The following is a 14,474-nucleotide window of genomic DNA, read 5'->3' as shown; positions in this document are numbered from 1 at the left end:
CGTAAGCATCGTCCTCACCGACGCTTCTTCGCTCCCGCCCGATAAAAGCACTGTCATAGCTGAGCGGCATTCAACCAATAACTCGCGACACCCTGAAGACCAGGAGACAGCATGAATGAACTCGGCTCCGCTAGTTGCCTCCTATCGACGGATAAAGCGGCACAAGTACTTCGTCTAATTAATACGAATGCACGCATTGATATTGTTTCGAGCCGAGAACTCGAATGCGGCGAAAGCGAAATGAACTTTGAAAGACCTCCTACCGTAAAGGCTGCATCCACTCGCCGCGCACACGAGAGCGCCGACAAACTGCAGATGCTGATTGCACCGGATACGGATGCAACGCTTGCTTCCATTGTCAGGTCCAGCCTGGATTGTCAAGACCTGATTGCTCCGGTATGGATCCTGGACCACACAGATCATGGCGCTGTGATTGCACGGCCCGCTGAAATACGTATCACCTTTCTTCCGCAGGCGGATTGCGCAAGCCCAGCAACATCGGGCAAGCCGAAAATGGAAGACGACAAGATGCACGCTTGCGCGCAATGGCTCACCGACAACTGTGAGCACGACATCTCCATTGCCGATGTCGCTCAGACCGCGGCGATGAGCGAGCGGACTTTCCTGCGCCGCTTCCGGCGGCAGATCGGCACTACGCCTTCTGAGTATTTGCTGAAGGCCCGATTGGAACGATCCTGCCGGCTGCTTACCGAATCGGATCTTCCGGTCGACAAGATCGCTCGACGAAGCGGCATGGGCAATGGATCGCAGCTCGCGAAGCTGTTTCGCAAGCGCTTTGGAGTCTCCCCAACGGAGTACCGGCGCCGCGGGCGCACGGGTTTTGCCTGAGTGGGTACGACATGGAAGAAGGCCCGCCGCGTGGTCATTGGCGAGACCTGCCGCTGGCATCGCGTGCCGAAAGAGTCATGTTCACGGCGATACTGATTGGGTTTGCAACTGTTTATGTTCTGGCCGTAATCGTCGTCTTTGTGGTGGTTGCGATTGCATTGATTCCCGCGCGGATTTTCTCCGCAATCGGGGCCGCAATCGGGGCCAGTAAGCGGCGCAGATAGCGGCTTTGAGACGCGGCGCGCATTGGCGAAGCGCGACAAGGAATTGGCGGCTGAGCCTCCGATTGACAGCACATTTGCGCAATCCGCGGTCACTACAATTCACTGTCGCCCGTTTTCTGGCGCATTTTATAAATATATTGGGAGCCCTAATCGTGATGGATCTCGTTGAACTCTCCACTCCACTCGTCAATGAGAGACCCGACTGTCTCGAACCGTCGATGCACATTGGCCTTCTCGTGTCGCAGAACTTCTTCACGGCAAGTGCAGGTGCGATTGGCGACGCTTTCCGCCTCGCCAACATGGCGGAGGTGCACCGTGGCGAGGGTGCTCCGTACCGGCTCACGGTATTGTCGGAAGAAGGAGGCCTTGTGACGAGCTCGTGTGGCATTTCAATCGTCACCGAGCAGCTCAAGCGCTACAGCGTCAGCGACTTTCACGCGTTCTTCGTGGCGTGCCGCGACGCCACGGTGGCCACGGAGCCCAACGACCGCCTGCATTCGTGGATCACGCGCCAGGGCGCCGTTGCATCGCTTCGCATTACGCAAGGGTCGAAGCTTGCGGTGGTCTACAAAAACGCTTCACGGCTCGCAGTACCTGTCTTTCTATTCGACGACGACCCCGCGACGTCCCGCACAAGTGGTGCGGCGCCCACTGAGCTGGCCCTTTCGCAGATCGAGCGCGACCTCGGTCCGCACATAGCCAGAAAGGTCGCCGTTGAACTGCAGACGAATGCGCTCAAGCACACGAGGCCGCGCGAAGGCGACGTGAAATCGCTGACTACCGCGAGCAAGGTCCGGGAGTCGGCGCGCTGGATACAGGAGAACTACAGCAAGCCCATTTCGATTGCACAGGCAGCGGAATCCGCAGCAATGAGCAAGCGCAATTTCCGCCGCCGTTTCAAGCAGGAGTTCGGCATGACGCCCCTGGAGTACCTGCTGCGCACACGCTTTGACGTGGTTCGCACCATGCTCAGTTCTACCAATATCCCGGTTGGAAAAATTGCGCGGCGATGCGGCATGGGCGACGGCAACCGCCTTGGCCGTCTTTTCAAGGAAAGGTACGGCATGTCACCCACCGAATTCCGCGCACAGCGGCATTTGAGCCTGTAGAGCGGCTTACGCATGAAGAAAGCCACCATTGCACCAGGCGCATTTCCATGACCACTCCGATTCGCAAGACGCTGTTGTATCTGATCCTGATCCAGGGCGGCAATTACATCGTACCGTTGCTGATGTTGCCCTACCTGGGTCATGTACTCGGTGCGAGAGAGTTCGGGGTGTTGGCTTATTGTCAGGCTGTCGCGCAATACATGGTGCTGCTGACCGACTATGGCTTCAACTTCACGGCAACGCGGCACGTGTCGGTCGCGCGCGGTGATCCCAAACGTCTCGCCGAGGTCTATACCAGCACGTGCGCTGCACGGCTTTTACTGGTTGGCGCGGCGCTTCTTCTGATCGCTGCGGGCATCGTGTTCGTGCCAGACCTGCGTGAGCATGCCGATGTACTCGCCGCGCTATTCATCGGCATCGTTGCCAACGCTGTTACGCCCGTATGGCTTTTTCAGGGCCTTGAACGTATGCGCGCGCTGGTGTTGCCGACTTTTGTTTCCCGGCTTCTCGGCCTTGCGTTCGTCTATCTCGCAGTCAAAGGACCAGGGGATGCCGCGCTCGCCGCACTTGGCGTCAGTCTCGGCAATGTACTGCTTGCCGTCTGCGCACTGTGGATTCTTCACCGCAACCGATGGGTGAAACTCGTCGGCACTTCCGCGAAAAAGATAGTCGCGGCGTTGAAAGACGGTTTTCCGTTATTCCTCTCCTTTGTATTGATCAGCTTTTATGTGAACTTCAACTCGATCCTGCTGAATTACTTTCACGGGCCGGACGTAGTGGGTCAGTTCGCGATGGCCGACAAGATCCGGGTGGCAGCGCAGGCCATGTTCATGGTGATCAGTCAGGCATTCTATCCGCGCATCAGTCAATTCCACGCAACCGATCCGCAAGCTGCGCAGCGCCTCATGCGCATGGCGATGCTCGCCGTGTTCTCGACGTCGATGAGCCTCTTTATCGGCATCGAGCTGCTTGCCGCGTGGGGTATCGAAACCTGGGTCGGCCCGCAGTTTCATGCGTCGATTCCTCTTCTGAGACTCGAAGCGGTGTTGCCGCCGATTATCAGCGTAGCCGTGGTATTCGGCGACCTGGGGCTGCTCGCTCAAGGCCGGGCGCGTTCGCTGACCAATGTCTTTCTCGGCGCGACGGTTCTGCATCTTCTTTATGTCGTTCCGCTCACGCGCTACGGCGCAGCAAAAGGGACGATCGTCGCCGTGATCCTGACCGAAACAGTCGGCGCGGCGGCCTTCATGTGGCTGTATTTTCGCGGCGTTGCGCCCGCCTCGCGAGGCGCGGCGCATATCTCCGTTGCATCGCCGGCGGGTCAGGAAGCGCGCGGCGCGGATGCCGGTTGAGTTGCCGTTCTGGTTATCAAACAATCGAGGTGCCTTATGCCAGCTTTTTCCATCATCGTGCCCGCCTACAACGTCGAGCACTATCTCGACGAAGCGCTGGCCAGCGTTGCGGGACAGTCCTTCACGGATTTCGAGGTGATGATCGTTGACGACGGCTCCACTGACGGCACCGCCGCAATTGCGCAGCGCTATTGCGAAACCGACTCGCGATTCAGGTACGTCTATCAGCCGAACCGCGGACAATCCGCGGCGCGCAATCTCGGTACCTCGCTCACGACGGGCTCGTACGTGTACTACATGGACAGCGACGATCTGATCGATATCGACACGTTGAGCGTTTGCCATCGGGAATTCGGCAATCCCGAGATGGATGCGGTCATGTTCGAAGCGGCAGTGTTTCCGAATGACGCGCCCATGTACAAGCAGGAAGTGAACGGCTATAGGCGGCCGCTCGGAACCGCAACCCTCTGGTCGGATGAGTTCGTGGTGGAGTCGCTGCGGCAAGGGCGCTATTTCGTTTCGCCATGCTGCTTCATTACACGGCGTTCGGCCATAGGCAATCTGCGTTTCGTGGAAGGCATCGTGTATGAGGACAATCATTTTTTCGCGGCGTTGCTGCTGCAGCAAAGAATCAAGCTCGCCGTACTGAATCAGGCGCTGTTCAAAAGGCGTCTGCGTATGGACTCGACGATGTTCACCACCAAAACGCTGCATCATTACAACAGCATGTACCGGCTGCTTCACGAGATCTCGGAGCTGTCTTTCATTGCCATCGAATCACCGGCGCGTGCACGGATCAAGCAGGAGATCATCGGCAAGACGCTCGGCGACCTGCATTTCGCAAGCGCGCTCGTCGGGCCCGATCTCAAGCTGCGCTGCATGAACGTCGCGGCAACCTGGTACGTGGCCACGCATATCTCGCCGCGGCTTTTTTCCCTGAAGCGTCTGTTGCTCGCGGTCGTGCCGGAACTGTATCGACTGAAGCCCGAGATCTGAGCAAGCTTTTCTGGCACGGTGCCGCGACCATGGCGGCGCCGCGCAAGCGTTCGTGATCGCGCGAACCGTGAGCGCGGGGTCAATTTTGCAGTAACACGCGGCTTCGCCTCCGACATCCGATACGATATCCCGCAGGCACAGACGATCTTCGACGACACTCGAAAACGGGAGCATGTTCACTCAAGCTCGAAAGCCCAAATGAGATGCTGTCCGCAGTCGGGCCTGTCATATGACAATATTCGGGTCCAAAATAACTAAGCCATCCGGAAATCGACGCATCCTTTTTTAGTTTTTAATTTTCTCGTAGAAATCCCGTTTCCATAATTAGACGTCGGAAGGTATCCGTTGGCCTGCATAGATCGCCCTCCACTCTCTGCTGCACACTTCTTTTTGCAATATCATCAGTGGCTCGCTCTTCTGATTCAACCGTCCATCATCGTTGCATATCTGAATTCGGTATGCTCATTAACAATAACTTCTGCCTGAAAAGCAGCAGGGAAAACGCATCGACTGCGCCGCCCTTTCACTTCGTTTTAGCGCTGAAACTGCACGAACCTTACAGTGCAACGGCGGCGTGATCCTTGACGGGCACGGCGGCGCATGGCCTGGCAACGCCGACGTTGCAAGTGCGCGGTTGGATTGACCTTGGGTTTACCTGCACTCCGGCAGAGATAGAGTGAATTTAGATCCGACGCCAACGGTGCTTTCGACCACGACATCGCCGCCTGATTGCTTCACGAAGCCGAAGACCTGTGAAAGCCCAAGGCCCGTGCCCTGTCCCGGCGGCTTGGTGGTAAAAAACGGATCGAAGATTGTTTGGATCTGGTCCGCTGGAATGCCATGGCCCTGATCCTCGACGGATACAGCGACGAATCCGTCGGCGCCCGAGTCTATGCCTATCTTTAGCAATCCTTTGCGATTCATTGCATCACATGCATTCGCGACAATGTTGATCATTGCGGTGTCGAACTGGTTCGAATCCGCAAACACGCGACAGGCCCGCGTTTCATTAATCTCAATTTCGATCCCGCGTCCCACCAGAGTTCCAAACAGCTCTCGCAGCGCGCGAATGTTGGCGCCGACATCGAAGCATGTCGGCGCAAGGGTCGAACGCCGACCGTATGAGAGCAACTGGCTTGTCAGTCGTGCTCCGCGATCCGCAGTGCTCGAGATAGCCTCGACGCAACGCGCCTGCTGATGCGCCGGGATGTCTGGGCGGCGCAGCAGTTCGACCGATGTCTTGATCACGTGCAGCAGGTTGTTGAAGTCATGCGCGACATTTCCGGTCAGGCGGCCGATCGCTTCCATCTTCTGCGCCTCGTGCAACGCCTCTTCGGCTTTGCGTAATGATGCCTGCATGTTCCTCTCCGCCGTAACTACGCGGCCGGTCGCGAAGACATCTGCGCCGCTCGAAGCAGCAACCCAAGCGATCCACTGGCACGAACCATCGCGATGCCGATGACGCACTTCTACGGCCGGCGACGACTCGCTGAGCTCACACAAAAGCGCGCGGCCAAGCAAACCCGCGTCTTCCTCCATGACGTACTCGCCGACGTGGTGCCCAACGATGGCATCCGGCTCTCGGCCCAGTGCATCTCTCACGGCTGGACTTGCGCGCCGGATGATGCCGTCGGGCCCGAGCACGAGCAGCAGATCCGGCGACGTATTCCATAGTCGCTCGAGTTCCTTCGTGCGCTCGTTCGCTCTCTCTTCGAGCGCGCGGTTCACTTGCTGTAAGTTGCGCTCGATGGCCTTGCGATCCGTCTGGTCGAGCATAGTGCCCACCACGCGCAATGCATCGCCGTCTTTGTCCCGGCTGAGATAGCCGCGTTCGCGCACGTCGGCATAGCGTCCGTCCGCACGTCGGAAACGATATTCAATAGTGTATTTGCAGTCGCTTCCTTTGAGCACATTGCTCAACGTCGCTTGAATGCGAGAGCGGTCTTCCGCATGAATGCGCTCCAGCCACCACGCCGGCGTCTCGCCGACGCCTTCGGCGGCGTATCCGTAGCAGCGCAGCATCGCCTCGTTCCAACGCATTCGATTCGTATGGACGTCCCAGTCCCAGATGGCGTCGTCTGTGGCGCGCAGCGCGAGCTCGAGCCGGATTTCCGCCTCGCGCTGCAGTGTAATGTCGCGCGACATGCAGAGAATCGACGTCACTTCGTCCCCTTTCCGTTGCAAGGGGGTCAGCATATTGTCCCAGTAGCGCGGCGGCTCCCCAGGCAACCGACTGCTGCCGGCAAAGCGTGCTGCATTCCCGTCTTTGGCCGCCGCCACCGCGGCCCTGCCGGACGCGCGCACTGACTCGGGCAACAGATCGGTCCACGGCATGCCCAAGGACGAGTCCTGTGGCACACCAAGCGCGCTGCACCCCGCCTTGTTCATATGCGTTAGCAGGCCGTCAGACGTGATGACCTTTATGCAGTCGACACTCGCATCTAGCATGTCGTTGCGAATACGCAGTTCACGGCCGAGTTCAGTCTCGCGTGCCTTACGTGCATCGATATCGATGAGACAGCAAAGCCAGGTATTCGCGCTGATGCCCGGTATACGTTGACCACGCAGCATGAACCAGCGGAACGCCTCCGGCTGGACCGCAACGCGGCAGTCCGCTTCGAACGACTGGTCCGAAGAGCCCAATGCCGCGAGCACCGCCTCTATGTCGTCGCAATATAGACGGTTCTGCAGGGCGGGAAGTCGCGAAGTACCGGTGTCCAGGCGGAGGAGCGCGCCGCCCGCGTCGTTGAAATCGACGATTGAGCCGTCGAAGTGTATCCGGCAGCAGGGAAACGGTGCGACGTCCAAGTGCGTTCCCTGTATGCCCTGTTCGCGAAAAATGGAATTCATATCGGTGGCTCGACTAAAGAGACGTTAGCAGGGAGGATGCGGAGCGTCTCTATTTGGCTATCTATCAGCCAGCGCGACACTCCCCCGCAGTATGTTCATTCAGTGGTGAAAGATCGGCTTGATTCCGCTTGATAACTATCTTAAAGGGGTGGAGTTCTGTCAACCCTCTTGACGCCTGGACATGACCCACAATGGTGCGCAGCTATTGTCAATAACGGTGCACCCAGACCGGCACAAACGAAAATAGCCACATCACGACGAGCTTAAGGCATAAGATTCCATCATGCAGCTTAACAAGTCCGCTGAAGCGGACCGGTACCGCTGCCAATAGTCTGCAACCGCTCTTAAAGCTCGCGGCTCGCGTTCGCGAAGCTGCCTGCGGCATGGCATATCGACATCGTCGGCGCCGGCAACGATGGTGCCGGTTCACGCTACGGCGGCGGGCTGTTCTAGCACCGAACGGGTAGCCGATCGACTCGAATTTCTCAGGACGACAAAGTAAATTCACTACGCTGCGAAGACCCTCATGACGCCGATGATGTCGAGGCTGAAATCGAGCGGTCGGTCCGTCAAAGGTTGCTCGCTATCGAAAAGTATTCCCCGGCTTCACGGCGATCGGGCAAGCACCGTCGAGAACCCGTTCGGCGGCGTAGGGGGTGATTTCAACGATGGGTCCGCTCGAAGCCCGGGCATGCAAGACAAAAGCGGGTTCTTCGAGGGCTGCACCGTATATATCCACCGGCGTCTTCAGGCGGGCGCGAACTACATTTCTGCGCGTTGGCGCAGGAGTGTAGGAGACAAGCTTGCAGAACACCGATGGCAAACGAGATCTCGGGATCGTCAGCCTGACCTATTCGTTGTCTAAGAGAACCCGTCTTTATTGGGAGGCCGACTACAACCGCTCTCTCGCGGTTCTTACGTGATCAACACGTTGTGTTGCATGTGATGCCTTCGTCCAGCACGGGGGACAACGTCAGACCGCTTTGCGCCCAAGGCGATGCGCTGTTTGGGCAAAGCTCGGCTAATGCGACAAGTTTTTCTTCCAGGTTCTCCAAGCCTGAGTTACTTGTTCGCACCTAACTTTCTGGACAGGAACTAACGACTAGAACGACTCTTAACCTTGCCTAGTGCATCGGCACGCTTTGCTGTGTGCGCGTTTGCGAAGCGGCCGTGCCACGCCGAATCATCACTAACAGCGCGCACGCGGAGACCAGCGCCGGCACGGCAAGCAGGCTGAACACAGAGCCGATCTGCCAGCCAAAGTCCATCAATGCGGCACCGACCAGTGCGCCTGCCACTCCCCCTATGCGCCCCACGCCGAGCATCCAGGCAACGCCAGTTGCCCGCCCGTGCGTCGGATAAAAAGCGGCGGCCAGCGCGGACATCGACGTGACTGCGCTAGTGACCAGCGTCCCGGTCAAGAAAATGAGCACGCCAAGCCACAACTGGTGGCCGACACCCTGCCGTACCAGCAGAACCATTAACGCGGCGAGCATATAGGTGGCCGCGATTACGCGATTGGCGTTCAGGCGGTCCATGAACCAGCCGACGCACAGGTTGCCCAGCACGCCGCCCAGCGGGAAAAGCGAGGTCATCAGGGCTGCACTCGCGCCGGAGAAGCCCGTGTCGCGAAACAGCGTGGGCAGCCAGTTGGTGAGGAGGTAATAGATCAGAAGGCCCATGAAGTACGCGAGCCATAACATCAATGTCCCGAAGCGGTACTGTCGCGACAGGACGGCGCGAATCGCCGATTCACGCTTCCCGCCTACGCCACCCTCCGGCGCGACAAAACCACAACCTTCAAGCGTCGTGCCGTGTGCAATACGGCTTAGGATGCGTGCGATTTTCGCGTCCGCACGTTTGCGTACCGCCATGAACTGAACGGACTCCGGCAAGAACAGGATCAACAGAACCGTGAGGACGATCGGCCCGACACCGCCGGCGACCAGCACGCTTTGCCAGCCCAAATGCGGAATCAGCCATGCGGACGCGAATCCGCCGAGCGCGAGGCCAGCGGAAAAGCCACAGAACATCGTATTGACGACGACCGCACGCACGCGCGTCGGCGCATATTCGGACATCAGAGTGACGGCGTTCGGCATGGCAGCGCCGAGGCCGAGACCGGTGCAGAAGCGCAGCACGGTCAGCGACTCGACCGTGCCCGCAAATGCCGCCGCAAGACTCCACAGCCCGAAGAAAGCGACGGAAAACACCAGCACGGTCTTGCGTCCGAGCCGGTCGGCAAGCGGGCCGGCCAGCACCGCACCGATGCCTAGCCCAACCAGCGCCGCGCTCATCACCGGGCCGAGCGCGACACGCGCAATGCCCCACTGCTGCACGAGCGATGGCGCGATGAAGCCAATGGCTGCCGTGTCGTAGCCGTCGGCGGCGACCACGAGAAAGCACAGCACGAGAATGACCCACTGAAATGGAGAGAACCGTTGACCGTCAATGAAGGCCTGCGTATCCACGATGCGTTTATCGGATTTCATTACAGCCCTCCAGCAACGTGATAGACGAGCGGGGGCAACGCGCCGGCGGGGCCGACGCGATAGAGCGTTTCCATTGCGATGTCTCCAGAAATTAATGTGATTCTGATGCGGCGCCGTACCCGCAGTCGGGGGACGGCCGGTATCTGCCACGGCGCGCCGCAGCGCCATTGCGTGAGAGCTTCGTTTCAGCATCCGCCCAACGTGTGCACGACGCGCGCGCCGCAGATGACGCCGGCACCGCGCTCATTTGGCCGGCCAGATTCGAAGCTTGTCCTGCGTCTGAAACGAAGAAATCTTCATTGATTCCCTCTGCCTGAAGTATAGGCAGAGCGCGTCGCCTGATCGTGGACAAAACTGTGGAAAAGCAGGACAATCTGCACGTATGAGGGAAGGCGAGATGAGGAAAATCCCTAGTTATGAGCTGTACGGTGAGGCATCGGCCGCGCGGCCCCCGTGGCACGATGCATTCAATTTCGAATGGATTCCGGAGCGCAGCCGGCCCAACGACTGGAACATTCCGGCGCACCGTCACGACGCGCTGCTGCAGTTTCTGTACATCCGCAGCGGCCACGGCCACGTCGTCATAGAGAGCGAAAAGACCCCGTTCAACCCGCCCTGCCTCGTGATCCTTCCCGCGCAGGTGGTGCACAGCTTCGCGTTTTCACCGGAAATCGACGGCCTCGTTGTCACGGCGGCGCAGCGCGCTCTGGAGTCCATCGCGAAGTCAGTTTCTTCAACGCTCGTCGCGGTTCTGCAGCGCCCCGCCGTGATTCCGGTAAGCGGGCCGTCCGCCAGCGACGAGACGCTGATGCCGCTCTTTCATATGCTGGAAAACGAATACCGCCGTAGCGCGGCCGGTTATACGGCAGCGGGTATGTCATTACTAATGGCACTTTTTGTACAGGCGGCGCGGCTCGTCGACCATGCAAACGTGCCGGTGGCCGCACTCGCCGCGCGGCGCAGCCAGCAAATCAGACGCTTCCGCGAGCTGATTGCCCAGCATTTCCGCGAGCATCGCCCGGTCGAGTTCTATGCAGCCGCGCTCGATGTCACCCCGCCGCAACTTGGGCGCATCTGCCGCGAAGAACTGGGTTCGTCACCTACCGCGTTAATCAACGACCACCTGATTCGAGAAGCGCAGCGCGATCTGGTCTACTCGGGCATGACCGTCAAGCAGATCGCGCACAGCTTGGGATTCGAGGACAGCGCCTATTTCAGCCGCTACTTTCGCAAGCAGACGGGCGCGACGCCCCGCGAATTCCAGAGCTCTGCTCATCGCGATCTCGCATTGGGCCCGTCGTAGTGCGATACGCGACAAGAACTGCATAAATTGAGTGACAACGGCGTACGGGCTTACGCCGCGACGCTCCCTAGCGCGACGGCACGAATGAGCCGTGTCTCCTGCGCCGTGATCAGATGGCCCGATGCCTTGAGATAGGCGGGGAAATCCGGATGCGTATCCCGTGCGAGGCACCGTCGTTCGTAGTCCGTAAGATCGTCGTACCCCCACAAATGGGTGAACTGGTTCTGCTGCCCCACCATACTTGTCCAAAAGCCGAGCGGGTGCCCAAGCGTCTCGAGCAGGATCGGCATGGCGAGCCGGTCAAACACCTCGATGAACTCCGGCATCTTGCGCAGCGCGATCGTGTAGACCCGGAAATCCACGAGAGGCTTTGCCAGATACATGGGGTCGCGGCTCATGCATGCACCTTCAATTTGCTGACCGTGGCCTTGTCGGCGATGGCGTTCCCTGTGACAAAGCCGAACGTCATATTGGGTCCATGGGTGATACCGGCTCCCGGATAATTGCCGCCCATTACGCTGCGCCGGTCATTGCCGACTGCGTAAAGGCCCTCAATCTCGCTGCCGTCCGCGCGCAGCACCTCGCCGGTGACGCTCGTCTTCAGGCCGTCGAACGTGCCCAAATCGCCCATCACCACCTTCACCGCATAGAAGGGGCCAGTCGAGATGGGCGCAACGCAAGGATTGGGCTTGTTGTCCGGATCGCCGAGATAACGGTTAAACGATGTACGACCGCGACCGAACGCCGGATCTTCTCCGCGCGCGGCACCCAGGTTGTAGGCATGGACTGTCTTCTCGAGCGCATCAGGGACAATCCCGCAATTGCGCGCCAGCTCGCCGATCGTCTCGCCCTTGATCAGATAGCCTTTGCGTATTAACGGCCCTACCGGCATCGGCGCGGGCTTCGCATAGCCCAGGCCGTACTTGCTCAGCGCCACCTTATCGCAGATCAGCCACATTGCCGTCTCCCGCTCACCCTCGCAGGCGCGGATCAGCGCCGCGCCAACATCGTGGTAGGAGTTCGATTCATTGGTGAAGCGCTGACCGTTCCGCAGCACACCGATCACGCCGGGCTTATAGCGGTCGAGCAGATGGGGGAATACGCCCGTGCGGCCCTTGCCGAATGGCACCTTGGAGACAGGCATCCAGGCGGACGCGTCGGGAAAGCCAAGCTGGAGGGCACCCCCTACCTTCTCAGCCATGGTCAGCCCATCGCCGGTATTGCCGACGGGTGTGGGGGAGAGATGCTCCCCCCCGCGCTTCACGTGCGGATAGACCTGCGCAATGCGCTTGAGATCGTGAGGGAAGCCGCCGCAAGCCAGCACGACGCCGTGCCGGGCGGTGACGCGAAGTTCACCGTCCGCTGCGCTCGCGAGCACACCGGTCACCTTGCTCTGCTTGCTCAGCAGTTGCTTCACGGGCGTCGACGTGTAAATCGGAATGCCGATCGCCAGTGCCGACTTCGCGAGCCTCGCGGCGAGCGCGTTGCCGCTCGTTACATTGATTCCGCGGCGGTAAAGCGCCAGTTCCTTGATGTGCGTGGCCAGACGGCGCGCCACATAGCAGAACGAAACAATCGACCTGGTCGCGCGAAAGAAGTGCTTCAGATCCGCATTCGAGGAATTGAACATCATCCCCATGAAGGTGATCGTCTCGAGCGGCGGCTTGAGGCGTTGCATGTCCTTGCCGAGACCGCGAATATCATAGGGCGCGGCAAGGATGGAGCGGCCGACGTCCGCGCCGCCGGGCGCATCAGGGTGATAGTCCGGATAGAGCGTGGGCACAAATTTCATCTCGGTTTGCCGCTCGAAAAACTCTACCATCTTCGGCCCATTCTCTATAAAGCACTGAACGGCGGCAGCATCGTAGTTGCTGCCTGTCTCGCTCATCATGTATTCGCGCACGCGCTCGACGGAGTCCGCCGGGTTCTGCTGGCGGCCGTATTTGCTCAGCGGAATCCACAAGACCCCACCGGACAGTGCGGTGGTACCACCGAACACCGGCTCCTTCTCGAGCACGACGACGTCGAGGCCGCGCTTCTTTGCTGTGATCGCGGTGGCGAGGCCCGCTGCACCCGATCCGACCACGACCAGATCGCAAGTGATCTCCCTAGCCATATTCACTTTCCTTTTCGTTATGGTTTGATGGCGCTCACGCGGCCGGGGTGGCGTTAAAGCCGGGACGCGGAACCATGTCCATCAGCATGCAATCGAGCCCGCCGTCGACGAGCACTTCGGCGCCATTGACGTAGGCCGCGAGGTCAGACGCGAGGAACATGACCGGGCCGGCGAGGTCCTCCGGCTCGCCGATGCGGCGGCTCGCCGTGGCGGCGGCGCGACGAGCCTCGAAGCCGGGCTCTTCGTAGAACTTCGCTGACAGCGCGGTGCGGATCATGCCGGGCAGTACGCAGTTGCTGCGCACGCCGCGCGGCCCCCACTCCGCCGCCAACTGCCGCGAAAGCAGAAGCACGCCGGCCTTGCTCGGGCTATAGGAGCCGCTATTGGTCTGTGGATTGAGCGCCGCAATCGAGGCGACGTGCACGATGCTGCCCTTGCCCGCTGCCAGCATGTCGCTCCCGAATGCGCGAGCACACAGAAAATAGCCGGTGAGGTTCACGGCGAGGGCCTGGTTCCAGTCTGCAATCGAAACTGTCTCCAGTGATCCAACGCGTAGCACTCCTGCGTTATTGACGAGAACACTGACCGGACCGAGCGCCGCGCGAACCTCGTCAGCGGCTGCTGCAACCGATGCCTCGTCCGACACGTTGCAGCCGAACGCCTGCGCCACGGCACCTGTCTCGCGCAGTTCGGCGGAGATAGCTCGCGCGCCCGCAAGATCGCGGTCCACAAGCGCGACATGCGCTCCAACACTGGCGAAAGCGCGCGCGATGCCGGCGCCAATGCCGCTACCCGCGCCCGTGATCACGCAGACCTTGCCGTCAAGATTCAGCCCGTGGTTGGCTGCGCGATTTTCCTTTTGCTGTGCCATCTAATTACTCTCCGTCCAGTTTTCCGTGCAATTACGCTTTCTGAAATCGTATCGCCATTGAACGCCTCAAGCGTCTGTGGAACAATGGACAGAGACTACATATAACAGGACATACCGTGCATCACGGCCCATGCCCCGCAGCGCCGCCGGGCCGTTCCTTCTCTCAACCGGGCCCGAAGTCGTCAGTGCATGCCGGCGCGGATGGTTCATTGCTTGCGAGCCCTTTGAATGGAATACGCGCCGAAGACCCGTGCACGGCCAACTGCCGGTTCGACAAGGCCGTTACACCGTCCAGAAGTACCGGCCAGCACC

The 14,474-nt window shown here is 59.7% G+C and carries 10 protein-coding genes; 5 read left to right on the top strand and 5 right to left on the bottom strand.

All coding sequences use genetic code 11. The annotated features are described in order from the left end of the window. Nucleotides 1-111: 111 nt before the first annotated feature. The 4 genes from A3AC_RS31200 to A3AC_RS0103730 all read left to right on the top strand — a co-directional run bounded on the left by A3AC_RS31200 (nt 112) and on the right by A3AC_RS0103730 (nt 4,530). Complete coding sequence (locus A3AC_RS31200; RefSeq protein WP_025597432.1) at nt 112-849, top strand: helix-turn-helix domain-containing protein; 738 nt, start codon at nt 112-114, stop codon at nt 847-849. A gap of 379 nt (nt 850-1,228) precedes the next feature. Beyond that, nucleotides 1,229-2,182 carry a GlxA family transcriptional regulator gene (locus A3AC_RS0103740; RefSeq protein WP_025597428.1) on the top strand — a complete coding sequence of 318 codons (954 nt, stop codon included), beginning with the start codon at nt 1,229-1,231 and terminating at the stop codon, nt 2,180-2,182. A 47-nt stretch (nt 2,183-2,229) separates the two neighbouring features. After that, nucleotides 2,230-3,534: a flippase gene (locus tag A3AC_RS0103735; RefSeq protein WP_025597426.1), complete on the top strand. Its 1,305-nt coding sequence runs from the start codon at nt 2,230-2,232 to the stop codon at nt 3,532-3,534. Nucleotides 3,535-3,570: 36 nt separating this feature from the next. Next, nucleotides 3,571-4,530, top strand: a complete 960-nt coding sequence (locus A3AC_RS0103730; protein WP_025597424.1) for a glycosyltransferase family 2 protein — start codon at nt 3,571-3,573, stop codon at nt 4,528-4,530. Nucleotides 4,531-5,181: 651 nt separating this feature from the next. Here A3AC_RS0103730 and A3AC_RS29005 read toward each other — a convergent pair. Then, complete coding sequence (locus A3AC_RS29005; protein ID WP_025597423.1) at nt 5,182-7,380, bottom strand: PAS domain-containing protein; 2,199 nt, start codon at nt 7,378-7,380, stop codon at nt 5,182-5,184. 1,124 nt (nt 7,381-8,504) lie between these two features. Continuing rightward, complete coding sequence (locus tag A3AC_RS0103720) at nt 8,505-9,872, bottom strand: MFS transporter (RefSeq protein ID WP_025597421.1); 1,368 nt, start codon at nt 9,870-9,872, stop codon at nt 8,505-8,507. A gap of 397 nt (nt 9,873-10,269) precedes the next feature. Between A3AC_RS0103720 and A3AC_RS0103715 the strand changes: the two genes are divergently transcribed. Then, nucleotides 10,270-11,175 (top strand): helix-turn-helix domain-containing protein, encoded by a 906-nt coding sequence (locus A3AC_RS0103715; RefSeq protein WP_025597419.1) that lies wholly within the window; start codon nt 10,270-10,272, stop codon nt 11,173-11,175. Between the two features lie 50 nt (nt 11,176-11,225). Here A3AC_RS0103715 and A3AC_RS0103710 read toward each other — a convergent pair whose 3' ends face one another. Genes A3AC_RS0103710 through A3AC_RS0103700 form a run of 3 tightly spaced genes read right to left on the bottom strand, consistent with a single transcriptional unit; the run spans nt 11,226 to nt 14,162 of the window. Continuing rightward, complete coding sequence (locus A3AC_RS0103710) at nt 11,226-11,573, bottom strand: NIPSNAP family protein (RefSeq protein WP_025597417.1); 348 nt, start codon at nt 11,571-11,573, stop codon at nt 11,226-11,228. Continuing rightward, complete coding sequence (locus A3AC_RS0103705; protein WP_269663318.1) at nt 11,570-13,312, bottom strand: FAD-dependent oxidoreductase; 1,743 nt, start codon at nt 13,310-13,312, stop codon at nt 11,570-11,572. The genes A3AC_RS0103710 and A3AC_RS0103705 overlap by 4 nt, the downstream gene beginning before the upstream one ends. Before the next feature lie 13 nt (nt 13,313-13,325). Continuing rightward, nucleotides 13,326-14,162 carry an SDR family NAD(P)-dependent oxidoreductase gene (locus A3AC_RS0103700; RefSeq protein WP_025597413.1) on the bottom strand — a complete coding sequence of 279 codons (837 nt, stop codon included), beginning with the start codon at nt 14,160-14,162 and terminating at the stop codon, nt 13,326-13,328. Nucleotides 14,163-14,474 lie beyond the last annotated feature (312 nt).

Origin of the sequence: Burkholderia sp. WSM2230 (assembly GCF_000472445.1) — a bacterium.
GTDB lineage: Bacteria > Pseudomonadota > Gammaproteobacteria > Burkholderiales > Burkholderiaceae > Paraburkholderia.
The sequence above is the reverse complement of the archived record's forward strand: the minus strand, read 5'-3'. Positions and strand labels throughout refer to the sequence as shown.